24 protein-coding genes and 1 tRNA gene are annotated in these 22,638 nt (G+C 63.1%); 15 read left to right on the top strand and 10 right to left on the bottom strand.

The window, feature by feature from the left end:
* Entirely contained in the window at positions 1-240 is a 240-nt protein-coding gene (locus tag M3A49_RS02290) for a hypothetical protein (protein ID WP_169739095.1), read from the bottom strand.
* Here M3A49_RS02290 and rpoD point away from each other — a divergent pair.
* The 6 genes from rpoD (at position 122) to M3A49_RS02260 (ending at position 7,793) form a co-directional block, all read left to right on the top strand.
* Positions 122-2,533 carry an RNA polymerase sigma factor RpoD gene (rpoD, locus tag M3A49_RS02285; protein ID WP_266227322.1) on the top strand — a complete coding sequence of 804 codons (2,412 nt, stop codon included), beginning with the start codon at positions 122-124 and terminating at the stop codon, positions 2,531-2,533. The genes M3A49_RS02290 and rpoD overlap by 119 nt on opposite strands.
* A 166-nt stretch (positions 2,534-2,699) precedes the next feature.
* Positions 2,700-2,787 (top strand) — tRNA-Ile (locus M3A49_RS02280).
* A gap of 415 nt (positions 2,788-3,202) precedes the next feature.
* Positions 3,203-4,360, top strand: a complete 1,158-nt coding sequence (locus M3A49_RS02275; RefSeq protein ID WP_266227321.1) for a CaiB/BaiF CoA transferase family protein — start codon at positions 3,203-3,205, stop codon at positions 4,358-4,360.
* 119 nt (positions 4,361-4,479) lie between these two features.
* The gene (locus tag M3A49_RS02270) at positions 4,480-5,781 is read left to right on the top strand and encodes a CitMHS family transporter (protein ID WP_266227320.1); all 1,302 of its coding nucleotides are present in this window, start codon (positions 4,480-4,482) and stop codon (positions 5,779-5,781) included.
* A gap of 35 nt (positions 5,782-5,816) precedes the next feature.
* A complete protein-coding gene (locus M3A49_RS02265; RefSeq protein ID WP_254354087.1) occupies positions 5,817-6,983 on the top strand; it encodes an acyl-CoA dehydrogenase family protein in 1,167 nt (388 codons plus the stop codon).
* 57 nt (positions 6,984-7,040) lie between these two features.
* Positions 7,041-7,793 (top strand): IclR family transcriptional regulator, encoded by a 753-nt coding sequence (locus M3A49_RS02260; protein WP_266227319.1) that lies wholly within the window; start codon positions 7,041-7,043, stop codon positions 7,791-7,793.
* A gap of 53 nt (positions 7,794-7,846) precedes the next feature.
* Here the strand turns inward: M3A49_RS02260 and M3A49_RS02255 are convergent, their stop codons facing one another.
* Positions 7,847-8,065, bottom strand: coding sequence for a hypothetical protein (locus tag M3A49_RS02255; protein WP_266227318.1), 219 nt, complete (start codon positions 8,063-8,065; stop codon positions 7,847-7,849).
* A 196-nt stretch (positions 8,066-8,261) separates the two neighbouring features.
* Between M3A49_RS02255 and M3A49_RS02250 the strand changes: the two genes are divergently transcribed.
* Together M3A49_RS02250 and M3A49_RS02245 are read left to right on the top strand one after the other, a co-directional pair.
* Complete coding sequence (locus tag M3A49_RS02250) at positions 8,262-8,480, top strand: hypothetical protein (protein ID WP_266227317.1); 219 nt, start codon at positions 8,262-8,264, stop codon at positions 8,478-8,480.
* Positions 8,481-8,491: 11 nt separating this feature from the next.
* The gene (locus M3A49_RS02245; RefSeq protein WP_266227345.1) at positions 8,492-8,671 is read left to right on the top strand and encodes a hypothetical protein; all 180 of its coding nucleotides are present in this window, start codon (positions 8,492-8,494) and stop codon (positions 8,669-8,671) included.
* Between the two features lie 18 nt (positions 8,672-8,689).
* On the opposite strand, the gene M3A49_RS02240 is transcribed toward M3A49_RS02245, so the two are convergent.
* Complete coding sequence (locus M3A49_RS02240) at positions 8,690-8,902, bottom strand: hypothetical protein (RefSeq protein WP_254354082.1); 213 nt, start codon at positions 8,900-8,902, stop codon at positions 8,690-8,692.
* A gap of 349 nt (positions 8,903-9,251) precedes the next feature.
* Between M3A49_RS02240 and M3A49_RS02235 the strand changes: the two genes are divergently transcribed.
* Positions 9,252-9,788 (top strand): Uma2 family endonuclease, encoded by a 537-nt coding sequence (locus M3A49_RS02235; RefSeq protein WP_028202987.1) that lies wholly within the window; start codon positions 9,252-9,254, stop codon positions 9,786-9,788.
* Between the two features lie 49 nt (positions 9,789-9,837).
* On the opposite strand, the gene M3A49_RS02230 is transcribed toward M3A49_RS02235, so the two are convergent.
* The gene (locus M3A49_RS02230) at positions 9,838-11,130 is read right to left on the bottom strand and encodes a D-amino acid dehydrogenase (protein ID WP_266227316.1); all 1,293 of its coding nucleotides are present in this window, start codon (positions 11,128-11,130) and stop codon (positions 9,838-9,840) included.
* A gap of 196 nt (positions 11,131-11,326) precedes the next feature.
* On the opposite strand from M3A49_RS02230, the gene M3A49_RS02225 reads away from it, so the two are divergent.
* Positions 11,327-11,788, top strand: coding sequence for a hypothetical protein (locus M3A49_RS02225; RefSeq protein WP_254354081.1), 462 nt, complete (start codon positions 11,327-11,329; stop codon positions 11,786-11,788).
* A gap of 555 nt (positions 11,789-12,343) precedes the next feature.
* Positions 12,344-12,814, top strand: a complete 471-nt coding sequence (locus tag M3A49_RS02220) for a ribonuclease (protein WP_254354079.1) — start codon at positions 12,344-12,346, stop codon at positions 12,812-12,814.
* A 39-nt stretch (positions 12,815-12,853) separates the two neighbouring features.
* Here the strand turns inward: M3A49_RS02220 and M3A49_RS02215 are convergent, their stop codons facing one another.
* Positions 12,854-13,807, bottom strand: a complete 954-nt coding sequence (locus tag M3A49_RS02215; RefSeq protein WP_266227315.1) for a LysR substrate-binding domain-containing protein — start codon at positions 13,805-13,807, stop codon at positions 12,854-12,856.
* A 175-nt stretch (positions 13,808-13,982) separates the two neighbouring features.
* On the opposite strand from M3A49_RS02215, the gene M3A49_RS02210 reads away from it, so the two are divergent.
* The 4 genes from M3A49_RS02210 to M3A49_RS02195 all read left to right on the top strand — a co-directional run bounded on the left by M3A49_RS02210 (position 13,983) and on the right by M3A49_RS02195 (position 18,051).
* The gene (locus M3A49_RS02210; RefSeq protein ID WP_154677882.1) at positions 13,983-15,104 is read left to right on the top strand and encodes a M20 aminoacylase family protein; all 1,122 of its coding nucleotides are present in this window, start codon (positions 13,983-13,985) and stop codon (positions 15,102-15,104) included.
* Positions 15,105-15,172: 68 nt separating this feature from the next.
* Complete coding sequence (locus M3A49_RS02205; RefSeq protein WP_266227313.1) at positions 15,173-15,967, top strand: ABC transporter substrate-binding protein; 795 nt, start codon at positions 15,173-15,175, stop codon at positions 15,965-15,967.
* A gap of 119 nt (positions 15,968-16,086) precedes the next feature.
* The gene (locus M3A49_RS02200) at positions 16,087-17,277 is read left to right on the top strand and encodes a porin (protein ID WP_266227312.1); all 1,191 of its coding nucleotides are present in this window, start codon (positions 16,087-16,089) and stop codon (positions 17,275-17,277) included.
* Positions 17,278-17,826: 549 nt separating this feature from the next.
* Positions 17,827-18,051 carry a hypothetical protein gene (locus M3A49_RS02195; RefSeq protein ID WP_266227311.1) on the top strand — a complete coding sequence of 75 codons (225 nt, stop codon included), beginning with the start codon at positions 17,827-17,829 and terminating at the stop codon, positions 18,049-18,051.
* An 86-nt stretch (positions 18,052-18,137) separates the two neighbouring features.
* Here M3A49_RS02195 and M3A49_RS02190 read toward each other — a convergent pair whose 3' ends face one another.
* From M3A49_RS02190 to speB, 5 genes are all read right to left on the bottom strand, one after another.
* Entirely contained in the window at positions 18,138-18,500 is a 363-nt protein-coding gene (locus M3A49_RS02190; protein WP_266227310.1) for a copper resistance protein CopC, read from the bottom strand.
* A gap of 28 nt (positions 18,501-18,528) precedes the next feature.
* A complete protein-coding gene (locus M3A49_RS02185; RefSeq protein ID WP_266227344.1) occupies positions 18,529-19,410 on the bottom strand; it encodes a hypothetical protein in 882 nt (293 codons plus the stop codon).
* Between the two features lie 133 nt (positions 19,411-19,543).
* Complete coding sequence (locus M3A49_RS02180) at positions 19,544-20,089, bottom strand: DUF2946 domain-containing protein (protein ID WP_266227309.1); 546 nt, start codon at positions 20,087-20,089, stop codon at positions 19,544-19,546.
* Positions 20,090-20,107: 18 nt separating this feature from the next.
* Complete coding sequence (locus M3A49_RS02175) at positions 20,108-21,592, bottom strand: aldehyde dehydrogenase family protein (RefSeq protein ID WP_416338901.1); 1,485 nt, start codon at positions 21,590-21,592, stop codon at positions 20,108-20,110.
* 18 nt (positions 21,593-21,610) lie between these two features.
* The gene (speB, locus tag M3A49_RS02170) at positions 21,611-22,561 is read right to left on the bottom strand and encodes an agmatinase (RefSeq protein WP_266227308.1); all 951 of its coding nucleotides are present in this window, start codon (positions 22,559-22,561) and stop codon (positions 21,611-21,613) included.
* Positions 22,562-22,638: the final 77 nt, after the last annotated feature.

Genomic DNA, 22,638 nt, shown 5'->3' with positions numbered 1-22,638 from the left:
TTATTGCCCTGCGTGGTAAAATAACAGGTTTTCAGCGGTTTGTTTTTGTTTTTTCCGGGTGGGCATAATGGGTTGGGGTAATCCGTGAATGTCCAGTTTTCCAGCAAGGGGCGGAATGGCAATGGCAAAGACTACAGGCGGAAAAAAGGCAACAGGCAAGGGCTCGACGGAGCCGACCAGCGAGGTCACAGCGACCACAGTTGCCCGTTCTTCCGCCCGGTCGTCGGGCAGTGAGTCCACCAACCGTTCTGAGCCGGCTACCCGGAAGAGGTCGATGACTGTTTCGGCTGCGCGAGCAGCGCCTGTCCGTGCGGCGAAAGCCGCTACGCAGCCGGCAACGAAGCGGTCCGGTTCGAGAAGTGCAAGGGAAGTGCCTGCCGTCGAGGACGATGCGGCAGAGCGCGAGGCTCAAGCATCCACGGTTCAAGAGGCTGTTGTCCAGCAGCCGCGAGTCGAGACACTAGCCGGTACGGCGAACTCCATGACGAAAAAGCTGAATGAAGTACCCGTCGATGACGACGCAAACCAGAGCGAAGACAGCCCCCCCGCCGCGGGCAAGGTCGAAAAGACGACCCGTGCGCGCGACCGGCGAGCGAAGGAGAAGGCGCTGCTGAAAGACGCGTTCGCGTCGTCGCAGCCCGGCACCGTCGAGGAGCTCGAGGAGCGGCGCACGAAGCTGCGTGCGCTCATCAAGCTCGGCAAGGAGCGCGGCTTCCTCACCTATGCGGAAATCAACGATCACCTCCCGGACAACTTCACGGAAACCGAGGCGATCGAAGGCATCATCAGCACGTTCAACGACATGGGCGTGGCCGTCTATGAGCAGGCGCCCGACGCCGAAACGCTACTGCTCAACGACAACGCACCCAACGCTTCTTCGGACGACGAAGTGGAAGAGGAAGCGGAAGTCGCGCTGTCCACTGTCGACTCCGAATTTGGCCGCACGACCGACCCGGTGCGTATGTACATGCGCGAAATGGGCACGGTTGAGCTCCTCACGCGCGAAGGCGAAATCGAAATCGCCAAGCGCATCGAAGACGGCCTCAAGCACATGGTCATGGCGATCTCCGCCTGCCCGACCACTATTGCCGACATCCTCGCCATGGCCGAGCGCGTGGCGAACGACGAGATTCGCGTGGATGAACTCGTCGACGGCCTGATCGATCCCAACGCTGAAGACACCGACGGCTTCAACGCCAAGGAAGCGGAAGAGATCGAAAACGAGGACGAAGAGGAAGAAGCGGAAGAAGAAGAAGAGGAGGAGGAGGAGGAAGAGGACGACGGCGCGGCGCAGGCGACGGCCAACGCGGCGCAGCTCGAAGCCCTCAAGCGTGCCTCGCTCGAAAAGTTCGCCCTCATCAGCGAATGGTTCGACAAGATGCGCCGCGCGTTCGAGAAGGAAGGCTACAAGTCGAAGTCTTACCTCAAGGCGCAGGAAACCATCCAGAACGAGCTGATGTCGATCCGCTTCACGGCGCGTACCGTCGAGCGCCTGTGCGACACGCTGCGTGCGCAGGTGGACGAAGTGCGCCAGGTCGAACGCCAGATTCTTCACACGGTCGTGGACAAGTGCGGCATGCCGCGCTCGGAGTTCATCGCACGTTTCCCGGGCAATGAAACCGACCTCGAGTGGTCGGAAAAGATCGTCGACGAGAGCCATGCGTATAGCGGCATCCTCTCGCGCAACATTCCGGCCATCCGCGAACAGCAGCAGCGCCTGCTCGATTTGCAGGCGCGCGTGGTGCTGCCGCTCAAGGACCTGAAGGAAACCAACCGCCAGATGGCGGCCGGCGAACTCAAGGCGCGCCAGGCGAAGCGCGAGATGACCGAGGCGAACCTGCGTCTCGTGATCTCGATTGCGAAGAAGTACACGAACCGTGGCCTGCAGTTCCTCGACCTGATCCAGGAAGGCAACATCGGCCTGATGAAGGCGGTGGACAAGTTCGAATATCGGCGCGGCTACAAGTTCTCGACCTACGCGACGTGGTGGATCCGTCAGGCCATCACGCGTTCGATCGCGGACCAGGCGCGCACGATCCGCATTCCGGTTCACATGATCGAAACGATCAACAAGATGAACCGCATTTCGCGGCAGATCCTGCAGGAAACCGGTCTCGAGCCGGATCCGGCAACGCTCGCCGAGAAGATGGAAATGCCAGAGGACAAGATCCGCAAGATCATGAAGATCGCGAAGGAGCCGATCTCCATGGAAACGCCGATCGGCGACGACGACGATTCGCATCTGGGCGACTTTATCGAGGACAACAACACGGTGGCGCCTGCCGACGCCGCTTTGCACGCTTCGATGCGCGACGTCGTGAAGGATGTGCTCGACTCGCTCACGCCGCGCGAGGCGAAGGTGCTGCGCATGCGCTTCGGTATCGAGATGAGCACCGATCACACGCTCGAAGAAGTGGGCAAGCAGTTCGACGTGACGCGCGAACGCATTCGCCAGATCGAAGCGAAGGCGCTGCGCAAACTGCGCCACCCGAGCCGCTCGGACAAGCTCAAGTCGTTCCTCGAAGGGAATTGAGTCTGGTTAGATTTAATGCACGTAAGTCACGTGCACGATGACCAGGCCGACCCGCTTTCGTGTAGTATGTCGGCCTGTCGTCGAAAAGCCCGGCCTTTGGGTAGACCGGGCTTTTTTGTTGGCACGTCATCGTAGTTTCGTTTGTCGCTACGCTTCGTAGCTTCGTGGGCCGGACGCCGTGTTGGTTGCAGGCAGCGGACTCATAATCCGCCTCCGAAAGGACGTCGTGGGTTCGAACCCCACCCGGCCCACCAAGGGTTCAGCGATTACTGGATGCAGATCCTTCAGACTCTCGCTCCACACAACCCTGACCCTCCAGAATTCCTCTCATCTGGTCGGATCGACCTTTTCCCTCGCCTTTCCGTTTCTGCCTTGTTCTCCCCGGGCTCACCCCTGCAGCCGATAAAAGCCGGCAGGGCGACGGGCGTTGGCCATCCAGCACCAGGGACATTCCTGGGGCGGTTTTTTGGGATCCGCCTTGACCTCCAATATTCCTGTGTGTGAATATTCATTCACCGCAGTGAATTTAAAAGCGTACACTCGCGTTGAGCCGGTACACGACGTAACGGTTCTCCACTGCTGGATACCTGTCGGCTGTTTACCAGCCGGCCGCACCGGCATGGGTGATTGCGCGATTTCAGTTCCAATCAATCAGTAGTGCAGATAAAAATGGACATTCCTTCACTTTCAACGGCTGGATCGCTACACGGCTTGCGCGTCGTGGACCTGTCCCGTGTCCTCGGCGGCCCATACTGCACGCAGATTCTCGCCGACCATGGCGCGGAAGTGATCAAGATCGAGCCGCCTGGCGGCGATGAAACGCGCGGCTGGGGGCCGCCGTTCGATGGCGAGACCGCTTCGTACTTTCAGGGCGTCAATCGCAACAAGCTGGGCGTCGTGCTGGATCTCACACAGCCTGCGGAGCGCGAACGGCTGCTCGCACTGCTCGAAACGGCCGACGTCCTGGTCGAGAACTTCAAGATCGGCACACTCGAGCGATGGGGGCTCGGTTACGACACCGTGCTCGCCACGCGCTTTCCCCGTCTCGTGCATTGCCGCGTGTCCGGCTTCGGCGCGGACGGTCCGCTCGGCGCCTTGCCCGGCTACGACGCGGCGATCCAGGCGATGACCGGGCTCATGAGCGTCAACGGCGAGGCAGGCGGTGCGCCGCTACGTGTCGGCGTGCCGATCGTCGATCTCGTGACGGGTCTCAATGCGGCCCTCGGCGTCCTGATGGCGTTGCGCGAACGCGAGGTTAGCGGGCGGGGCCAGTTCGTCGAATCGACGCTGTTCGATTGCGCGCTCTCGATCCTCCACCCGCACACGCCCAATTACTTCTACTCGGGCAAGGAGCCGCAGCGCACCGGCAACGCCCATCCGAACATTACGCCTTACGACATGTTCCACACCGGCAGCGGCGACATCTTCCTCGCGGTCGGCAACAACACGCAGTTCGGGGCGCTCTGCCGGCTGATCGACGTAGCGCACCTCGCCGACGACCCACGCTTTGCCGACAATCGCTCGCGCAGCCAGCACCGCAACGAACTGCGCGCGGAACTCGAACAATGTTTCGCCGGCTGGGATGGCCCACAGCTTGCCGACCTGCTCGTGCGCCACGGCGTGCCATGTGCGCCGGTGCTTGGCGTGGGGGCGGCGCTCGCGCATCCCCACGTCGACCACCGCGCAATGAAGGTCGAGATGGGGACCTACCGCGGCATCGCATCGCCGATCAAGCTTGGCCGCACGCCGGCCACTTACCGGAGCAAGCCGCCGGCACTCGACGAACACGCGGCGCAGGTCTTCGGCGAGCGAACACGCGAGACCTAGCCAGCGCATCGACAGGCAGCCGGACATCACCACAACGGCGGCGCACGCAACGCCGCGCAGGAGACTGAAATGACACTTACCCACCAGGCAAGCAGCCTCACACACAGGGAGACCGGTTCATGCTCGCGCTAATCGGAACGCTCGCGATCATCGCCCTGTTCACGCTGATCATCACGAAGCGGCTCTCGCCGCTCGTCGCACTGATCGCCGTGCCCATCGTCGCCGCGCTCGCTGCGGGATTCGGGCTCTCCACCGCGAAGTTCATTGTTCACGGGGTGCAGAACATCGGTCCGGTTGCGGGCATGTTCGTCTTTGCGATTCTTTTCTTCGGCATCCTGACTGATGCGGGAATGCTCGACCCGATCATCAACGGCGTGCTGCGCGTGGTGGGCTGCCATCCTCCGCGCATTGTCATGGGTTCCGCACTGCTTGCGCTGCTTATCCACCTCGATGGGTCGGGTGCCGTCACGTTCCTCGTCACGCTGCCTGCGATGATGCCGCTCTATACCGGCCTCGGTCTCGACCGCCGGATTCTTGCGTGCATCGCCTCGATGGCCGCGGGCGTGAACTTCCTTCCCTGGGTCGGGCCCATGCTGCGCGCTTCCGCGGCCCTGCATATTCCGGGCACCGTGATCTTCTATCCGATGATTCCGGTGCAGATCGTCGGTCTGGTTTTCGTGTTCGGCACGGCCTACGTGCTCGGCAAGCGCGAGGAAAAGCGCCTTGGTCTCACACGCGAACATGCGGCCGGCATTGCCGCCACGCCGCGCGTGCTCACCCCGGAGGAACTCGCGCTGCGCCGGCCTGAGCGTTTCTGGATCAATCTGGTGCTGACACTGGTCGTGCTCGTGACGCTCGTGTCGGGCATCGTCGATCCCATGGTCATGTTCATGATCGGCACGGTGCTGGCGTTGGTCATCAACTATCCCGATGTGAACCAGCAGCGCGAACGCGTCGACGCGCATGCGAAGGCGGCCCTGATGATGGCGAGCGTGCTGCTTGCGGCGGGGGCTTTCACCGGCATCATGACCGGCACCGGCATGCTCAATGCCATGGCCGAAGTCGTCGTGCAGCATGTGCCCGCCGATCACGCCCGCCACATGCCATTCGTGCTGGGACTCGTTTCGATGCCGCTCAGCCTGCTTTTCGACCCCGATTCGTTTTACTTCGGCATCCTGCCGGTTCTGGCGAAGAGCGGGGAAATGCTGGGTGTGCCGTCCGTGCGGATGGCGCAGGCGGCGCTCCTCGGTCAGATGACCACCGGCTTTCCCGTCAGCCCGCTCACGCCGGCAACGTTCCTGATCGTCGGGTTGACGGGCGTGGAACTCGCCGAGCATCAGAAGTTCACGATTCCATTTCTGTTCGCCGCCACGGTGCTGATGGTGTTCACCGCGGTGCTGGTGGGCGTGTTCCCGCTCTAATACCGTTTTCGTTTATGCCTCGAGAGGAAGTCCGCATGAATTTCAACCTCAATGAAGACCAGCAGTCGATCGTCGCTGCAATCGAAAAGATCTGCGAGCGCTTCGACGACAGCTACTGGCTCGAACGCGACCGCGAAGGCGGCTTCCCGCACGACTTTCACCGCGCACTCGCCGATGCCGGCTGGCTTGGCATTGCGATGTCGCCGGACTACGGCGGCTCGGGGCTCGGCATGACCGAGGCGGCGCTGATGATGCGCACGATCAGCGCGTCCGGTGCGGGGCTTTCGGGCGCGTCGGCCGTGCATATGAACATCTTCGGACTCAATCCGGTGCAGGTGTTCGGCAGCGAAGCGCAGAAGCAGCGGTTTCTTCCGCCGCTCATCGAGGGCCGCGACAAAGCGTGTTTCGCTGTGACCGAGCCCGACGCCGGCCTCGACACGACGCACCTGAAAACGCAGGCGGTGCGCGACGGAGATCACTACGTCGTCACCGGCCGCAAGATCTGGATCTCGACGGCGCAGGTCGCGAACAAGATGCTCATCATCGCGCGCACGACGCCGCTGGATCAGGTGGCGAAGCCGACCGATGGTCTGAGCCTCTTCTATACCGACCTCGACCGTACGCGCGTCGAAGTCCGCGAGATCGAGAAGATGGGCCGCAAGGCCGTCGATTCGAACATGCTCTTCATCGACGGCCTGCGCGTGCCGGTGGACGACCGCATCGGGGAGGAGGGCAAGGGCTTCCACTATCTGCTGCATGGCCTGAATCCGGAGCGCATCCTGATCGCCTCGGAAGCGGTTGGGCTCGGCCAGGCGGCGTTGCGCCACGCAACGCAGTATGCGAAGGACCGTGTCGTGTTCGGACGTCCTATCGGGCAGAACCAGGCCATCCAGCATCCGCTCGCGCAGGCGTGGATGGCGCTCGAGGCCGCGAACCTGATGGTGATGAAGGCCGCCACGCTGTATGACGCGGGCGAGCCGTGCGGCGCCGAAGCCAACGCCGGAAAATACCTTGCCGCCGAAGCCGCGTTCCAGTCGTGCCAGACGGCCATTGCAACGCTGGGCGGCATGGGTTACGCGAAGGAATACCACGTCGAACGCTTTTTGCGGGAGTGTATGATTCCAAGGCTCGCGCCCGTCAGCCCGCAAATGATCATGTGCTTCATCGCGGAAAAGGTGCTCGGGCTGCCGAAGTCTTACTGAACAGTGCAAGGCGCATCGCGCCGCCTTGCGATCCAATGCCCGACCCACGCCCGACCCATGGACGTCAAACTCGTTGCCCGCACGCTCGACCTGTTCGAGCTCTTCGCCGCCGAACAGAGGCCGCTGGCCCTTGCCGAAATGGCGCGGCTTCTTGAGGTGCCGTCGTCGAGTTGCCTCGCGCTTGCCCGCACGCTCGTGAGCCGTGGCTATCTCTACGAAGTGCGCAAGCGGGGCGGCTACTATCCCACGCGGCGTCTGCAGCTGCTCGCCAACGCGATCAATGCCGTCGATCCGGTGGTGCAAATGCTGCATCCCCGGCTTGTCGAACTGCGCGACGCGACGGGAGAAACCATCGTGCTCGGCAAGATTCATGGCACGCAGGTCATCTATCTCGACGTGGTCGAATCGGAGAAGGCCGTGCGCTATGCATGCGCGCCAGGGTCACTGCGCTCGTTGCATGCAAACTCGATTGGCAAGGTGATTTGCGGCGAACTCGACGCGTCGACACGCGAAGCACTCTGCGCAAAGCTCCATTTCGAGCGATTCACGGCTGCCACGGTCGCCGACTGCGCCACGTTCATCGATCAGGTCAGTTCGGCGCACGAGCGAGGCTGGTACGCGAATATCGGCGAGAGTGCGCCCGAACTTTCGGCGGTGGCCGTTGCTCTCGATTTCGGCGGCGACCTGTACGGACTCTCGATCGGCGGCCCGACCGAACGGATCCGCGAGCAACTGAGCGAGCACGTGGCAACGCTGACCACCGCGAAGCAGCAGATTCTTTTGACCTGGCAAAAAAGCGAGGCGGACTGAGCGGCAGCGTTGTGACGCTGACGTACTGATCCAGTACCCAGGGAATCTGCGCGCTAGCCGTGCGTGTCGACCCACGCCTTTGCCCAGGCAATTCCCGCGTCCTGCGCGTCCTCCTCCGAATCGAACAGATCCAGGACGCCGGAAGTGCAGATGAGCTTGTTACCCTGGATGATGGTCCCGCCCCCCGCGTAGCGCTCTAGCGTCAGCAACTCTGCCTGTTGCGCGATGGCGTGACCCCACAAGTCGTAGCCTTTGTATGTCTCTCGTTCCATCTTTCTGGTGCCTGAAGAGGGGAGCCGTTGCCTATCTCGCTCTCATCTTAACTTCTCTCATGGACGATGGCGTGCCGTCAGCCGCCGCGGCGGCAGCGTGCGCTTTTAAATCGCCGGCCCGGCAAGGCTTTCGTCCTGTCGGCGTTGTTTAAGCTCGATTTAAGTGACGCTACGTACTCTTCGAAAGAATCCTTGAGTGGACAACGACTCCAGGCACCCCGGACAGAAAGAGGCGGAGATGGTGTACTTGATTACCGACCTGAAGATGGTCGAAAGCTACGGCCGCATCAAGGCTGACAGCGGCAAGGATGCGCTGGAGGCGTTTGCGCTCAGCGAGGGCTTCCTCAACCTGATGGAGTTCGCTTCGGCCCAGCCCACGTTCGTCAACGACTTGATGGCTGTTCAACTGCAATAAGGAATACTGACGTGGCCATGACTTTGGGGCAGGCCCTGGTGCACGCTGAGCAGCTGGAAGTCCACGGTGTGATTTCCAGAACGGCGCAGGCGCTCATCCGGCTGAAGCAGGAGTACCGCGAGGTAGTTGGCGCGGAAAAATACGAGCAGATTATCGAGGAAGCGGGCCTGGCGCATCCGGGAGCGCAGTGACCCTGGCGCCCCCGGCCGCTACTTTTGCGACTCGAGCATGTCGAGGTTGGCTTGCGCGGTCTCCTCGGGATGCTTCGAGCAGTAAGCGTCGAAGAGGGTCGAGCATAGTTGCGCGAGTGCCGCGAGATTCACAGCCTGGCCCGCATGTTCAACTTCCCCGGCGTTGAGAACGTCGTCAACGACGGGGGCGAGACGACGCAGTCGCCGGAAAGTCTCCGCATCGATTTCCATTGCACTTCTCGTGTTCAAGCGCCGGGGCGCACTCGACAAACTCTTACGGTAACACTTCACCGACGCGCGCGCAGAATGCGACTTCGGCAAGAGCTAACTACCAAACGCCGATATTACCCTTTGCGGTGACGTTGATGCGTTGCACAATAAAGACGATTGCCAGTCAGATTCGGCCGCGATGTCACCATGGGGCTCTGGCGCAAGACCTCCAGATATGGCACCGATAACGATGCAAAATCGAAGCTATGCATATTGCGTAGTCTATGGTGCGACGCACAGAAACAATGGCTTTTCAGCAATCGACAAAGGGAATACCCTTAGATAATTCCCCTATCGGAGGCTTGTGGTTGTGTCGACTCTTCTCGAGCAGGACGGGCTGGTAGCGACCTGGCGTCGGATGCACCCCAGCGCTGATTCCGGGGCGTGGGAATGCTGTGAACTCGATGGCCGCGGTGAAGCGGTGCCGCATCCTCAACCCTCGGCACGGCGCCAGATTGTTCTCACCGACGTGTACTGCCAGATCGCCGAGCAGATTGGTCACGTGGCCGCGATGTCGGTTGCCGTAGCGACACCGTCATTTGGCATCCGCGTACCTGACGTCGTCTGGATGCCGCCTGAAAAGTGGGAAGGGTTTGACCGGGACGATCCCGTTCCGTTTGTGCCGGATTTGTGCGTCGAGGTGCTCCTTGACCGCAAGTTTGCGCATGACATCGGCGCCCGGGTCAGGGCGTACCTGGAGGGCGGCGCCCAGGAGGTCATTGTTGTCGGCCAGCGCGGAGAGCTGCAATTCTGTGGCGCCAATGGACTGCGGCAAACTTCGCAGTTCGGCATAACGCTCGCACTCGAGCGCATGTACTTCGAAGCGTTCGCCCCGTCGTCGCACTGATCCAATGGTGAGCGTCAGTCGACGCTCACAACTCCACCAGCAGTACTGACTAGTCCAGCGCGAAATCCGCCGGGGCCTCCGGCTCCCTGGCGTAGCGGAACACGTTCAAATCTTCGTGCTCGATAGCGGGCTTTCTGCCTGAAATCAGGTCGGCGAGAAGCTGCGCCGAACCGCACGACATGGTCCACCCAAGCGTGCCATGGCCCGTGTTCAGGAAAAGGTTGGGCACGACGGTGCGGCCGACAATGGGCGTGCCGTCCGGTGTCATCGGCCGCAGCCCGGTCCAGAACGTCGCCTTCGACGTGTCGCCCCCGCCCGGGAACAGATCGTTCACGCACATTTCGAGTGTCTCGCGCCGAGCCTCGCGCAGGCGCTTGTCGAACCCCACGATTTCGGCCATGCCGCCCACGCGGATTCGTTTATCGAAACGCGTGATGGCGATCTTGTAGGTCTCGTCGAGGACAGTCGAAACCGGCGCGCGTGCCTCGTCCACGATAGGCGCCGTGATGGAATATCCCTTGAGCGGGTAGACCGGAATCTTGATGAGGCCGGACAGGAAACTCGTCGAATAGGCGCCAAACGCGACAACGAACGCGTCGGCATGGATGAGCCTGGTTCCGTGACGGACGCCAACGACCTTGCAGTCTTCGACGACGAGCGTATCGACGGTCGTGTCGTAGCGGAACGTCACACCGGCCTCTTCGGCGAGAGCGGCAAGCCGGGTCGTGAACAGCTGGCAGTCGCCTGTCTCGTCGCCGGGCAAGCGAAGACCGCCGGTCAGTTTATGCGAGGCCGCGGCGAGGGCCGGCTCGGCCCGCGAGAGTTCGCCTGCAGTGAGCAACTCGTAGGGAACGTTCGCCTCTTTCAGGACAGCGATGTCCTTTGCCGCGCCGTCGAATTGCTGCTGCGTCCGGAATACCTGCAGCGTGCCGCCGGTTCGTCCTTCGTACTGGATGCCCGTTTCCGCGCGCAGCGCCATCAGGCAATCGCGGCTGTACTGCGCGAGCCGCACCATCCGGTTCTTGTTGATGGCGTAGCGCTCCGCTGTGCAGTTCTGCAGCATCTGCCACATCCACTGAAGCTGGAATTGCTTGTCCGCGTCATCCGGGCGGATGGCGAGTGGAGCGTGCTTCTGGAACATCCACTTAACGGCTTTGAGCGGAACGCCGGGTGCCGCCCACGGCGCCGCGTATCCCGGAGAAATTTGCCCGGCGTTTGCGAAGCTTGTCTCAAGCGCAGGACCGTGCTCGCGGTCGATGACAGTGACTTCATGGCCGGCGCGCGCCAGATAGAACGCGCTCGTCACGCCGACGACCCCGCTACCCAATACCAGAACTCGCATATCCGTCGTCTCCCCAGGAGGCCGCCAATACCTGATAAACGCTGCCTGTATTCGATTTGGCAGTCGATGAATGAATGCTAGCGACATGCGAGCAGTTTTCAATAATGTTTAGTTGGCCCTTTCTGGTTGAAATAGCCATGCCGACTGGAGAGGGCGCCGAAGTTTCCAAACCACACGACTCTGTCGATTCCCGACCGTGTGGGGAAGCGACAAGGTTGCCGTGCGCCTTGGGCCGAGCGGGTCGTGGGGCGATATGTCGGATAGCGATCCTGTCGGCCTGTTCACGTATGTTGCGCGAGAACTCGCGAAGCTGAATCTCGCGTATCTGCACCTCATCGAGCCCCGCATTCTCGGCAATGTGGAAGACGAGGGCGCCGATCCGAATCCGGTTGCTGCGCAGCTCATTCGCAAGCACTATGCGGGCACCATCATCGCGGCCGGCGGTTTCGATGGTGATAAGGCCGAGGCTATCCTGCAGGCCGGCGATGCCGATCTGGTTGCATTCGGTCGCCACTTCATCGCGAACCCCGACCTTCCGGAGCGGCTGCGTCGCAAGCTGTCGCTCAATCCGTACGACCGCCCGACGTTCTTTGGCGGCACACACATCGGTTATACGGACTACCCGTTCTATCGGTCCGAAGCGCAAATGCTAGCCTGAACAGCGAGGCAGCCCAATTGCGCGAACTCGGCGCGATATTGGGCTCGTTTCGGGCAATTGTTTCGTCCCGTCTACGTCTACACTGTCTTTCATGGAGCGAGACGTTGGCTCCATCCCAGGATTCCCCTCCTGCGGTCGAGTTGGACCATACCGTGTACCCGTTGCAGAACAGCAGTCCAGCAGCAGTAGTCGTATGTGGCAGAGTTGATCGGTTAATGTCGAAGCAGCACGCTGTTGAATCAATGAGGAGTGCAGGGCAACTCGTAGTTGAAGTGCAGGGCAGCATGCAGTTGAAGAGCAGGGCATCACGCAGTTGAATCACGCAGTTGAAGTGCGGAGCAACACGCAGTTGAAGTACCGCGTCATCCAGGCATTATGCGATTGCAAGTCCAGGCCGCTTACATCGGAACGGGTGTAGGCGGCCGCCGTTCGTCTGCCGGGGTGTCGTGTACCGGGTGCGTGTTCCCGGCCGAGCATTGATTCGCTCGGCCATTAGCGCTACCTTTACGTTTGTCCTGTTCGTCGAGTGCTGGTCAACGAGGGGAGAATCGTTTCGTGAAAAGAGCGTGGGTTTTCCCTTGCGTCGTCGCCTTGAGCGCGATCCTTGGCGGTTGCGGCAAGGACAGTTCGCGAAACGTCACCGAGGCGTCGGGCGCATCCGCGAGCCAGGCGCCGGGTCAGCCAGCGCAGGGCGCAAGCGGCACACCTGCCGCATCAGGCGCGCAGGTTGCGGGCGCGCTGGGTACCGTCACCATGAAGCAGTTGCCGGGAGAAGCGGCCGAGACTCTGCGGTTGATCAAAGCGGGCGGCCCCTTTCCTTTTGCGGACGACGGCGTCTTGTTCCGTAACACCGCGCAATTACTGCCGAAGCATCCGCGCGGCTACTACCACACATACACGGTTCGCACCCCGGGCATGACGGATCGTGGGCAGCGCCGGGTCGTATGTGGTGGACCGCGCAAGCAGACCGGCGACTGCTACTACACCGACGACTACTACGTCAGTTTCAAGCGCATTGCCGAGTAAAGGCCAGATCGTCGTCGTGCCTGAGCGCACGCTCAGGCGCTAAATCAATAGCTCCAGGGTTTTGAACAAGGCGAGGTCTTCTTTCTTCGCCGAGCGCGCGTGCCGGCGTATCACCAGCAGCAAACTTTCGATGAAAGCAACGGCCGCGCGGCTCAGCGTGCTGTTGCGGCGCGTGACGATGCCCAGTTGTCGGGGTTCGAACGCCTCGCGCAACGGGAGCGAGCGCAGGCGGCCTCCGAACGGCGGCACGTGGCTCAGGATCGTCGGGCTCCACGTGCACATGTCGGCCTGCTCCACCATGGTTTGGAGCGTCGCTACCGACTGCGCGCGCACAATGCGGCGCTCGTCGATCTGCGCGCCGTGGCGCGTGAACAGATAGTCGACCAGGTCGCGTTTGCCGTCCGGTGCGAAATTCAGCACCCAGTCTTCATCGAGCAGTTCGTGGATCGAGCGCGCCCGCACTTTCCGGTGTCCTTCCCGCACCATCACCGACGATTCGTAAGTGAGTACAGCCTCACATGCGAACTCCTGCTCGCTCGCGCCGGGCTGCAACTGGCCGACGGCGAAATCCATGCTGCCGTCGCGCAGCAGCGGCTGGGCGACAGCCATCAATCCTTCGACCAGTTCCAGACGGATATCGGGCATACGCTCGCGAAACAGCCGTACGGCCTCGGCCAGAAAGGTCAGCGTAATCCACGGCGTGACGCCCACCGTGAGACTGCCTTCCACGCGGCCCCGCAGTCGCTCAAGGTCACTGTGCGCGTGTTCGAGTTGATTGAGCACGATGCGCGCGTGCGTGAGCAGCACCTTGCCGTGCTCGGTGAAGGTAATGCCTTCGGGCGCGCGGATCAGGAGCGGCAGGCGCTCGTTTGCCTCCAGTTCGCGCAGCGCGCGCGTGACAGCCGCCTGCGAGAGCCCAAGCGAACGGGCCGCGCCGCGAATACTGCCGGCGTCCGCGCTGGCGACCAGCGCTTCCAGTTGGTGCAGTTTCATGTCAGGGTGCGCGGCGAGAGGCGGGTGACAACGGTGGGTTGTCATCATAACAAAACGCTGGCTGTTCCCCGGAATTTGCGCTGCATACGATTCGCTCCACGATGTACGAATGGACTGAGGAGGCGAATTGAGCAGACAGTGGGTTTTGCCCGAGGTGGCGGCAATCGAAGCCAACATGATTGCGTTGCGCCGCCAGTTGCATGCGCAGCCCGAACTGGGCTTCGAAGAACATGTGACGAGCGCGCTTGTCGCCGAAAAGCTCGAAGCTTGGGGCTATCGCGTGACGCGGGGCGTGGGCGGCACGGGCGTGGTCGCCACGCTCGAGCGCGGCAAGGGGGGCAGCCTCGGCCTGCGCGCCGACATGGACGCGCTGCCCATACGCGAGGCGACGGGCCTTCCCTACGCCAGCGGCAACGAAGGCGTGATGCATGCCTGCGGTCATGACGGCCACACGGCGATACTGCTGGCAGCCGCACGATGCCTCGCGCAAACCGCACAGTGGCGCGGCACGCTGCACCTGATTTTTCAGCCGGCCGAAGAAGGCCTGGGCGGCGCGCGCAAGATGATCGAGGATGGCCTCTTCGAGCGCTTTCCTTGCGACGCCGTGTTCGCGATGCATAACGTACCTGGCTTTCCGGCAGGACGAATCGGCTTTCACAGCGGCGCCTTCATGGCCAGCGCGGACGAGGTGACGATCCGCGTGATCGGCCGCGGCGGCCATGCGGCCGCCCCGCAGCAGACGATCGACCCTGTCGTGGTCGGCGCCTCGATCGTCATGGCGCTGCAAAGCGTGGTGGCGCGCAACGTGGCGCCGCACGATCAGGCCGTCGTCAGCGTCGGCGCGCTCCATGCGGGGAGCGCCTCGAACGTCATTGCATCGCACGCCGATCTGCACCTGAGCGTGCGCGCGCTTTCTGCGCCGGTGCGCGAGCTGCTGGAGCGTCGCATCCGCGAAGTGGCGCAGGGGCAGGCCGCGAGTTACGGCGCGCGCGTGGAGATCGACTATCGCCACGACTACCCAGTGCTCGTCAACCACAGCGACGAGACCGAGATGGCGCGCCGCGTCGCGCTCGAATGGGGCGGCCCGGAGATGCTGATCGACGGCCTGCGCCCGCTGATGGCGAGCGAGGACTTCGCGTACATGCTGGAGCGCTGCCCCGGCAGCTACCTCTCGATCGGCAATGGTGACGGCGCGCAGCACTGCTCTCTGCACAACCCCGGCTACGACTTCAACGACGCGAGCCTTGCCATCGGCGCGAGCTACTGGGTCAAGCTCGCAGAGCACATTCTGCAATAGCACCACAGAAATCGCAGAAACCACCGAAGCAATTGAAGCAACCGAAATGACACGAAGGAGACAGGCAAATGAAGCAATGGACGATGGCGCTTTCGCTGGCGCTCGCTGCCGCGGCAACGGCGGGACAGGCGCACGCGGTGGACCTGAAGGGCCGGGAGATCCGGCTCGCGGTCGATCCCACTTACCCGCCGCTCGAATACAAAACGCCGGACGGCAAGCTTACTGGCTTTGGCGTGGACATTGCCAATGCGTTGTGCGCGCAACTGAACGCGCATTGTGTATGGGTGGAAACGAGCTTCGACGGCATGATTCCAGGCCTCATCGCGCGCAAGTTCGACGTCATCTCTTCGTCGATGACGATCACGCCCAAGCGCGCGGAGCAGATCGCCTTCACGAACAAGATCTCGAATGCGCCCGCGCGGCTCGTCGTGCGCCGCGGCTCGCCGCTCCTGCCCGATGCCGCCTCGCTCAAGGGAAAGCGCGTGGGCGTGGAGCAGGGCACGAGTCAGGAAGATTACGCGCGCGCGAAGTGGCAGCCCGCGGGCGTGGAGATCGTCCCCTATCAAAACCAGGACCAGGTCTATGCCGATCTGACGTCGGGCCGTCTGGACGCTGCGTTTCAGGCGTCGATCGCCGCAAGCGACGGCTTTCTGAAGCGCCCTGAAGGCAAGGACTTCACCTTCGCGGGCCAGGCCATCGACGACCCGAAGTTCTTTGGTCAGGGCGACGGTCTCGGCCTGCGCAAGCAGGATACCGAACTGCGCGAAGCCTTCAACGGCGCGCTCGCCGACATTCTTGCAAACGGCACCTACGCGCGTATCAACAAGAAGTACTTCGACTTCGATATCTACGGTTCGAAATAACGCCCGACGGGCCGCGCAATTGACCACAGCGGGCGCAAGGCGTGCGGTCCGCCATGGCGAGGACAAGAGGGCTGTGTATTCGGTTGATAGTTAGTATGGCTTATAAAAATGGAAGACATATGAGAAAGAGGAAGATCGTTTGCGTCATGGCGCTGTGCGGTGCGACGGCGCCAGCCTTTGCGCAAAGCAGCGTGACCCTGTACGGTCTGATCGACGAGGGTATTGACTATACGAACAACGTGGGCGGTCACGCCGTCTACGAAATGACGAGCGGCTACGCCCAAGGCAGCCGCTGGGGCCTGAAGGGCACTGAAGACCTGGGCGGCGGCAACAGCGCGGTCTTTCAGATCGAAAGTGGCTTCAATGCGAGCAACGGGGCGCTGGCACAAGGCGGCCGCGCCTTCGGACGCCAGGCGTATGTCGGTCTCGCCAATGAACGCTACGGCACGCTCACGCTCGGGCGTCAGTACGACGCCGTGGTGGACTATCTCGCGCAGACGACGGCGAACGGCAACTGGGGCGGCTACCTGTTCTCGCACCCCTACGACAACGACAATACCGACAACACCTTTCGCCTGAACAACACGATCAAATACGCGAGCCCGACGTTCGGCGGCTTCTCGTTCGGCGGCACGTACAGTTTCAGCAACGACACGAACTTCGCGAACAATCGCGCGGTGAGCGTGGGGGCGCAATACACGGTGGGCGGCTGGCTCATCGCCGCGGCCTACCTGAACGCCAGCAACCCCGCGCTGACCTCGGGCGGCGCGATTGCGGGCGCGAGCAGTACGAACGGCGCGGACGGCAATTTCGCTTCGTCGCGTCTGCAGATTTTTGGCGCTGGCGTGAGCTACACGGCTGGGTCGGCAACGGTCGGCTTCGCGTACACCAATACGTACATCGGCCAGCCTGTGGCGAACGTTGGGTATCTCACCGGCGACGAGACGATCCAGCCGGTGGCGGGGCCGCTCGCCGGCGGCCGGGTGACGTCGCTCAGGTATCAGAATTTCGAGGTGAACGGCAAGTATCAGCTGACGCCGGCTTTCTACGTCGGCGCCGACTATGTCTACACGCTCGAACACTATGTCGCGACGACAGGCAGCGTGAAGCCATCGATCCACTCCGTGGGTCTGATGGCCGACTACAACCTCTCGAAACGCACGGACGTGTATCTGCAGGGCGCATTCCAGCTCGTGGCGGGCGACAAAACCGGCTCATCGCTCGACCAGGCTTATGTGCCCGGCGCGCAGGATCTCTCGTCCACTTCCCGCCAGGTCGTGGTGCGTGCCGCCATTCGTCACAGCTTCTGACCTCGTAGCCTGCACGCGGCGCTCTGCACGGTCTGAGCGCCGCCCGCCGTGACTTTACGAAAGACTCAACACGTCGGCGTTTTAATTCAATAGCCCAAGTATTTACCCTGGTGTCGAATACTAACTTCGTCGCTGCAGCAAGCGCTGCGGCTAGCCTAAAGCTAGAAGTGTAAGAACATGAACTTGTCGATCAAAGCCGCTTTCGTCATCGCCGTCGCTCTGGTTCCGGCGCTCGCATTCGCGCAGTCGAACTTTTTGCCGCTAGATAGCGGGCGGCAGGCGGGGCATTAGCGTTTTCCCGCACGCGCCGCCATGCGCCCCCGCCGGCCGCCGAGCGGCTTTTTCCGGGATCCTCGGTGAGCTCCCGCCCGGGGCGTCTAAACCGTCGTGGTGAGGGTGCTTCGGAGATTGATCGGATAACTAAGCATTCCGGTGAATCGGCGTATGCCGCATTGCGGGAACGAAGCCGAATCGCCCCCGTTTTTTTTGCCAGCATTTCTGCGCCGTTCCCCTTAAAATTGCATGATCCTGCAGTACCGGAGCACTACCATGGAACGAAAGAAAGCTGAACACATCCTGCTCGAAGCCGACGAAATCGCCGGCCTGGTTCTCAACGGCTTCGACATGACGATGGAAACCAACGCCGGGCGCGCGCTCTACGATCGTACGTTTACCGCCTATATCCATAACGAAATCGGCGACTCGCCCGTTGGGGAGCTGTACGACGCCTTGAACGGCTCGCCCGAAGCCTTTACCGCCACCACGCCGCAGTAAGCCGGCGCCCTCCCAGAAAATCACCAACGAGCCACGCTGCGAAAGCGCAAGAAGTCGCAGCATGGCCTCATCTCGTCGTTACGCGTTCACTTCACGTCGAACGAGTAATGCCCGGTCGTACGATGCCCATCGGCGGCAACCGCGACCCACACCACCGAATACTTTCCCGGCGTCAACGCGTTCAGCGCAACCGACATGCGCTTGTTGTTGCCCGCATCGACCTTGGCCTTGTCGCGAATGACGGATTTGCCCTGTGTGTCGGTTACGTCGATGGAACTGAAGGTGGGTTCGAGCCCGTCGTCGAAGTCGATCACGACGGCGTTGAGCGTGGCCGGCGCGGTCGATCCAGCAGGCGGTTCCTGATGCTTCGGATAGGCGTGCGCCCACGCGAGGTGGGCGGCGAGCAGCGCGACCGAAGCGACGGCCGTGCGCAATGTAGCGAGTTTCATGGCGATATTCCTGTGTGAATGTGCGGGCTTACTGGAACAGCGGCTTGCCGATCGTGCGCGGCGCGACATCGTCGAAGAAGATGTGCACCTGCGCGAGGATGCCGACATGCGAGCCGCTTGCCCGGTTGATCGGGATCTGCGCTTCGATGCCGAGCTGGCCGTAACGGTTCATCCAGATGAAGCCGGGGTTGACGGTCCCGGTCATTTGTCCCTGGCTGCGCGAGAGGGGCACTTCGACCAGCGGGATGAGGCTGGAAAACGGCTGCGGCAAGCCGAGGTCGTGTACGTGCTGTTGCAGGTAGGGCAGGCTGTACTGGAACGTGAATCCATAGTCGAACGAGTTCGGCTGGCCGCCGCCGGTCGTGAACGACGGTCCCGCTTCGCCCGTGATGGCGATGGGCCGCAGCCATGCGAGCGAGTCGGGCAGATCGCCCATGCCCTTGCCGGCGAAGACCGTGGGCGAGATCGTCGAGAAGTTGGCGGCGATCGCGCGGCTGCCTGTGCCGCCGAGTTCGGCGTTCACGCCGACCGACGTCATGAATTCATGCGCGTCGTTCACGTAGAGCAGGTACTTGAGCCCCACGCCGAAGTTGTCGAAGCCGCGCGCGGTGGGGTTGTTCTGCATGACGTAGCTGCCGTCCACGGAGAAGGCGAGCCGCGGCGTGATGAGCTTGTCGTACTCGAAGCTGAAGGTGTTGATGCTTTGGTCGCCGGCGTCGCCCGGCACGCGCTGGTGCCCGAATTCGAGGTTGGCTTCGTCGCCGACGCCGGGGTCGTCGACGGAGAGCGTGGAGGGGAAAACGCGGTCGCCCGCGATGGCGTGAGCATGGGCCGCGCACGGTCCGAGCAGCAGCGCGCAGCCGATGAACCGGGTCAGCGCGCGAATGGGGGCAAGCACGCCCGGCGCCATGCGGCCGGACGGCGATTGGTCAGACATGAGTTGTCCTGTCGAGGAGCGAGGCACGCGCGCGAGCCAGGGCGGCGCGCGTGCAGGCCCGGCGACACGCTGGGCGCGTCGTCCGGGGTTGGCCGGATCGATCCAGTCAGGACAGGGGTGGGGCGCGTGCGTGGATGTGGCTCGCGGGCGCGACGAGGCGAACGCTTTCGAACTGCGCCGCGATGCGCGACTGCACGAGCCGGCCGACGACGAACAGCGCCACGGGTACGCCGGACACGACGGGCAGGTGCGCGAAGAAGCTGCAATAGCCGCAGTCCTGCATGTCGCCGGACGTCGCGTTCGTGGCGTGCGCGCCTGATGTGCCGCTCGTGCCGTGAACGTGGCGCTCCATCGAAGGCATGCCGCAGGGCGCGCGTTCCACCGTGCCGGGTGCCGTCTGCATGGCCTGGGCGGCAAGCAGGTGCGAAACCAAGGGCGCGAGCGTCGCCATGAGGAGCGCAAGCGTCCCCAGTAGACTGCCCAGCCTGAGATGGAATCGGCGCACGGCGTGAAGTGGCGGAAATAGTGCGGGAATTATGCCACGCGAGCCGCCACCCCCGCCGCGCCGCCTACGGCCGCGCCGCCCGTCAAAGCGTCGCCGCCGCGCACCTTGCGTGCGAGGCCGCGATCCAGCCCGCGCGAGGCGGGGCATGAAGCCGGCATGAAGCGGTCAGGCGCGCAGGCCGACCGTGTGCCGCAATTCCTGGTAGCTGCGCAAGCCCGCGACGCCCAGTTCGCGGCCGATGCCGCTCAGGCCGAAGCCGCCCCAGCACACTTGCGGAAAGATCAGTTGCGGGGTGTTGACCCAGACGAGCCCGGCGCGCAGCTGTGCCTTGTAGCGTCGCGCGGCCTTTTCGTCGCTCGTCACGACCGTGGCGACCAGTCCGTAACGCGTATCGTTGGCGAGGGTAATTGCTTCGTCATCCGAACGGAATGATTTCACGCACGCGACAGGACCGAAGATCTCGTCGGTCCAGAGCACGTTGTCCGCCGCGGGTTCCGCGATGACGACGGGCGCCATGAAGAAGCCATCGGCGCATGCGGGATCGAGCTGGCCGGCGAACGCGATCTGTGCGCCCGCCTCAACGCCTTGCGCCACGAGCGCGGCCACGCGCGCGTGCTGCGCCGCGCTGATGAGCGGTCCCATCGCTGCGTCCGCACCCTGAGGCGACGCGACCACGATGGCTCGCACCGCTGTCTCGAACGCGGCCATGAACTTGCGATACACGTTGTCGTGCACGAGGATGCGCGCGGTGGCCGAGCACATCTGCCCGGCGTTGGTGAACGCGCCGCCCACCGCGAGCGAGACGGCCTGCACCACGTCGGCGTCTTCGCGCACGATCAGCGCGGACTTGCCGCCCAGTTCGAGCGTGAGGCGCTTCATGTCCTGCGCGGCGGCCTGCATGACCTTGCGGCCCGACGCTGTGCTGCCGGTGAACGAGATCTTGTCGACGAGCGGATGCGTCGTCAGCCATGCGCCGACTTCGCCGCCGCCGTTGACCACGTTCACGACGCCATCCGGCACGCCCGCTTCGCTCACGATCGCGGCGAGCATGTGCTCGGAGGGCGAGGTGAGTTCCGAAGGCTTGATGACGACCGTGCAGCCCGCGGCCAACGCGGGTGCGAGTTTCCATGCCGTCGTGACCATCGGGAAATTCCACGGCACGATCAGCGCCGCGACGCCAACCGGTTCGTGCAAGCGTTCGGCCAGCAGCGCATCGTCCGGCAGCGCGACCGGTTCCGCGGCGAACACCGACGCGTCTTCGCACAGGCCAGCGTAGTAGTTGAACGTCGCGATGGCGTCGCTCACGTCGAGGTCCGCTTCGAACGGTGGCTTGCCGCTCACCTGCATCTGCATGGCAGCGAGGCGTGCGCGGTCGGCTTCCAGCAACTCGGCGATCTTGCGCAGCAGCCTGCCGCGCGCGGCGGGCGTCGTGTGCCGCCACGCGATGAGTGCATCGTGCGCGGCGTGCACGGCGCGATCGACCATCTCGGCCGTGGCGTGCTCCTGCCAGCCGATCGTTGCGCCCGTGGCCGCGTTGCAGATGCGCGAGCACACTTCGCTGTCCGCTGCGCGAAAAGTTGTGCCCGCAATCATTGCGGCGGGCAGCACAAAGGCCTCGCCGTCGATCTGACGTTCGGTATTCGTAGCCATGATGTGTCTCCTCGCGTCCTAACGGTAAGCCACGCCGGGCATGATGCAAAGCATTTCGAAGGCGAGATTCGCGCCTACGAGCGCGGTCGTGCCGGCCTGGTCGTACGGCGGCGAGACTTCGACGAGATCGGCGCCCACCACGTTGAGCCCCTTCATGCCGCGCACGATTTCGAGGCCCTGGTGCACGGTCAGTCCGCCCACCTCGGGCGTGCCGGTGCCGGGCGCGAAGGCGGGGTCGAGCCCGTCGATATCGAAGCTCAGGTACACGGGCGTGTCGCCCACGCGTGCGCGCACCTCTTCCATGAGCGGCGCGAGCGAGCGGTTCCAGCAGTCCTCGGCCTGCACGACGGTGAAACCCTGCTTGCGGCACCAGTCGAAATCTTCGGCGTGATAGCCGGTGCCGCGCAGGCCGATTTGCGTGACCTTGTCGCATTGCAGGAGGCCATCCTCGACGGCGCGGCGAAACGGCGTGCCGTGCGCGATCTTTTCGCCGAACATGGTGTCGTTCACGTCGGCGTGAGCGTCGATGTGGACGACGGCGACCTTGCCGTATTTCTTGTGCAGCGCGCGCAGGATCGGCCATGCGATCGTGTGGTCGCCGCCGAGCGTGATCGGGCGGCAACCCGTCTCGACGATGCGGTCGTACGCCGCTTCGATCAGACGAATCGAATCCTTCAGGTCGTACGGATTCGTTGCGACGTCACCGATATCGGCCACCTGCAGCGAATCGAACGGCGCCGCGCGCGTGGCCATGTTGTACGGCCGCAGCAGTACCGATTCCGAGCGGATCTGGCGCGGCCCGAAGCGCGTGCCGGAACGGTTCGAGGTGCCGATATCGAGCGGCACGCCCACGAAGCAGACGTCGAGGCCCTCGGTGGTCTCGGCCTGCGGCAGGCGCATCATGGTGGCGATGCCGCCGAACCTCGGCATCTCGTTGCCGCCCTGCGGCTGGTTGAACTGGCGCTCCATCTGGTGTGTCTCCGATCGTTAGAGTCAAATCGATCGGGCGATGGTAGGGGAGATCCCGCGCGGCCAAATATTTAAGT

It is taken from the genome of Paraburkholderia sp. CNPSo 3076 (assembly GCF_026343935.1).
Taxonomy (GTDB): Bacteria; Pseudomonadota; Gammaproteobacteria; order Burkholderiales; family Burkholderiaceae; genus Paraburkholderia; species Paraburkholderia nodosa.
Note: the sequence above shows the minus strand (reverse complement) of the source record. Positions and strands in the feature narration are given on the sequence as shown.

Excerpts from the sequence above, each read along its gene's own strand:
- M3A49_RS02255 (WP_266227318.1), bottom strand. The coding sequence starts at position 8,065 with ATGGAACGAGAGACATACAAAGGCTACGACTTGTGGGGTCACGCCATC.
- rpoD (WP_266227322.1), top strand. The coding sequence starts at position 122 with ATGGCAAAGACTACAGGCGGAAAAAAGGCAACAGGCAAGGGCTCGACG.
- speB (WP_266227308.1), bottom strand. The coding sequence starts at position 22,561 with ATGGAGCGCCAGTTCAACCAGCCGCAGGGCGGCAACGAGATGCCGAGG.
- M3A49_RS02275 (WP_266227321.1), top strand. The coding sequence starts at position 3,203 with ATGGACATTCCTTCACTTTCAACGGCTGGATCGCTACACGGCTTGCGC.
- M3A49_RS02195 (WP_266227311.1), top strand. The coding sequence starts at position 17,827 with ATGGAACGAAAGAAAGCTGAACACATCCTGCTCGAAGCCGACGAAATC.
- M3A49_RS02205 (WP_266227313.1), top strand. The coding sequence starts at position 15,173 with ATGAAGCAATGGACGATGGCGCTTTCGCTGGCGCTCGCTGCCGCGGCA.
- M3A49_RS02240 (WP_254354082.1), bottom strand. The coding sequence starts at position 8,902 with ATGGAAATCGATGCGGAGACTTTCCGGCGACTGCGTCGTCTCGCCCCC.
- M3A49_RS02190 (WP_266227310.1), bottom strand. The coding sequence starts at position 18,500 with ATGAAACTCGCTACATTGCGCACGGCCGTCGCTTCGGTCGCGCTGCTC.
- M3A49_RS02260 (WP_266227319.1), top strand. The coding sequence starts at position 7,041 with ATGGACGTCAAACTCGTTGCCCGCACGCTCGACCTGTTCGAGCTCTTC.
- M3A49_RS02215 (WP_266227315.1), bottom strand. The coding sequence starts at position 13,807 with ATGAAACTGCACCAACTGGAAGCGCTGGTCGCCAGCGCGGACGCCGGC.
- M3A49_RS02175 (WP_416338901.1), bottom strand. The coding sequence starts at position 21,592 with ATGGCTACGAATACCGAACGTCAGATCGACGGCGAGGCCTTTGTGCTG.
- M3A49_RS02270 (WP_266227320.1), top strand. The coding sequence starts at position 4,480 with ATGCTCGCGCTAATCGGAACGCTCGCGATCATCGCCCTGTTCACGCTG.
- M3A49_RS02185 (WP_266227344.1), bottom strand. The coding sequence starts at position 19,410 with ATGGCGCCGGGCGTGCTTGCCCCCATTCGCGCGCTGACCCGGTTCATC.
- M3A49_RS02230 (WP_266227316.1), bottom strand. The coding sequence starts at position 11,130 with ATGCGAGTTCTGGTATTGGGTAGCGGGGTCGTCGGCGTGACGAGCGCG.
- M3A49_RS02210 (WP_154677882.1), top strand. The coding sequence starts at position 13,983 with ATGATTGCGTTGCGCCGCCAGTTGCATGCGCAGCCCGAACTGGGCTTC.
- M3A49_RS02200 (WP_266227312.1), top strand. The coding sequence starts at position 16,087 with ATGAGAAAGAGGAAGATCGTTTGCGTCATGGCGCTGTGCGGTGCGACG.
- M3A49_RS02180 (WP_266227309.1), bottom strand. The coding sequence starts at position 20,089 with ATGCCCCGCCTCGCGCGGGCTGGATCGCGGCCTCGCACGCAAGGTGCG.
- M3A49_RS02265 (WP_254354087.1), top strand. The coding sequence starts at position 5,817 with ATGAATTTCAACCTCAATGAAGACCAGCAGTCGATCGTCGCTGCAATC.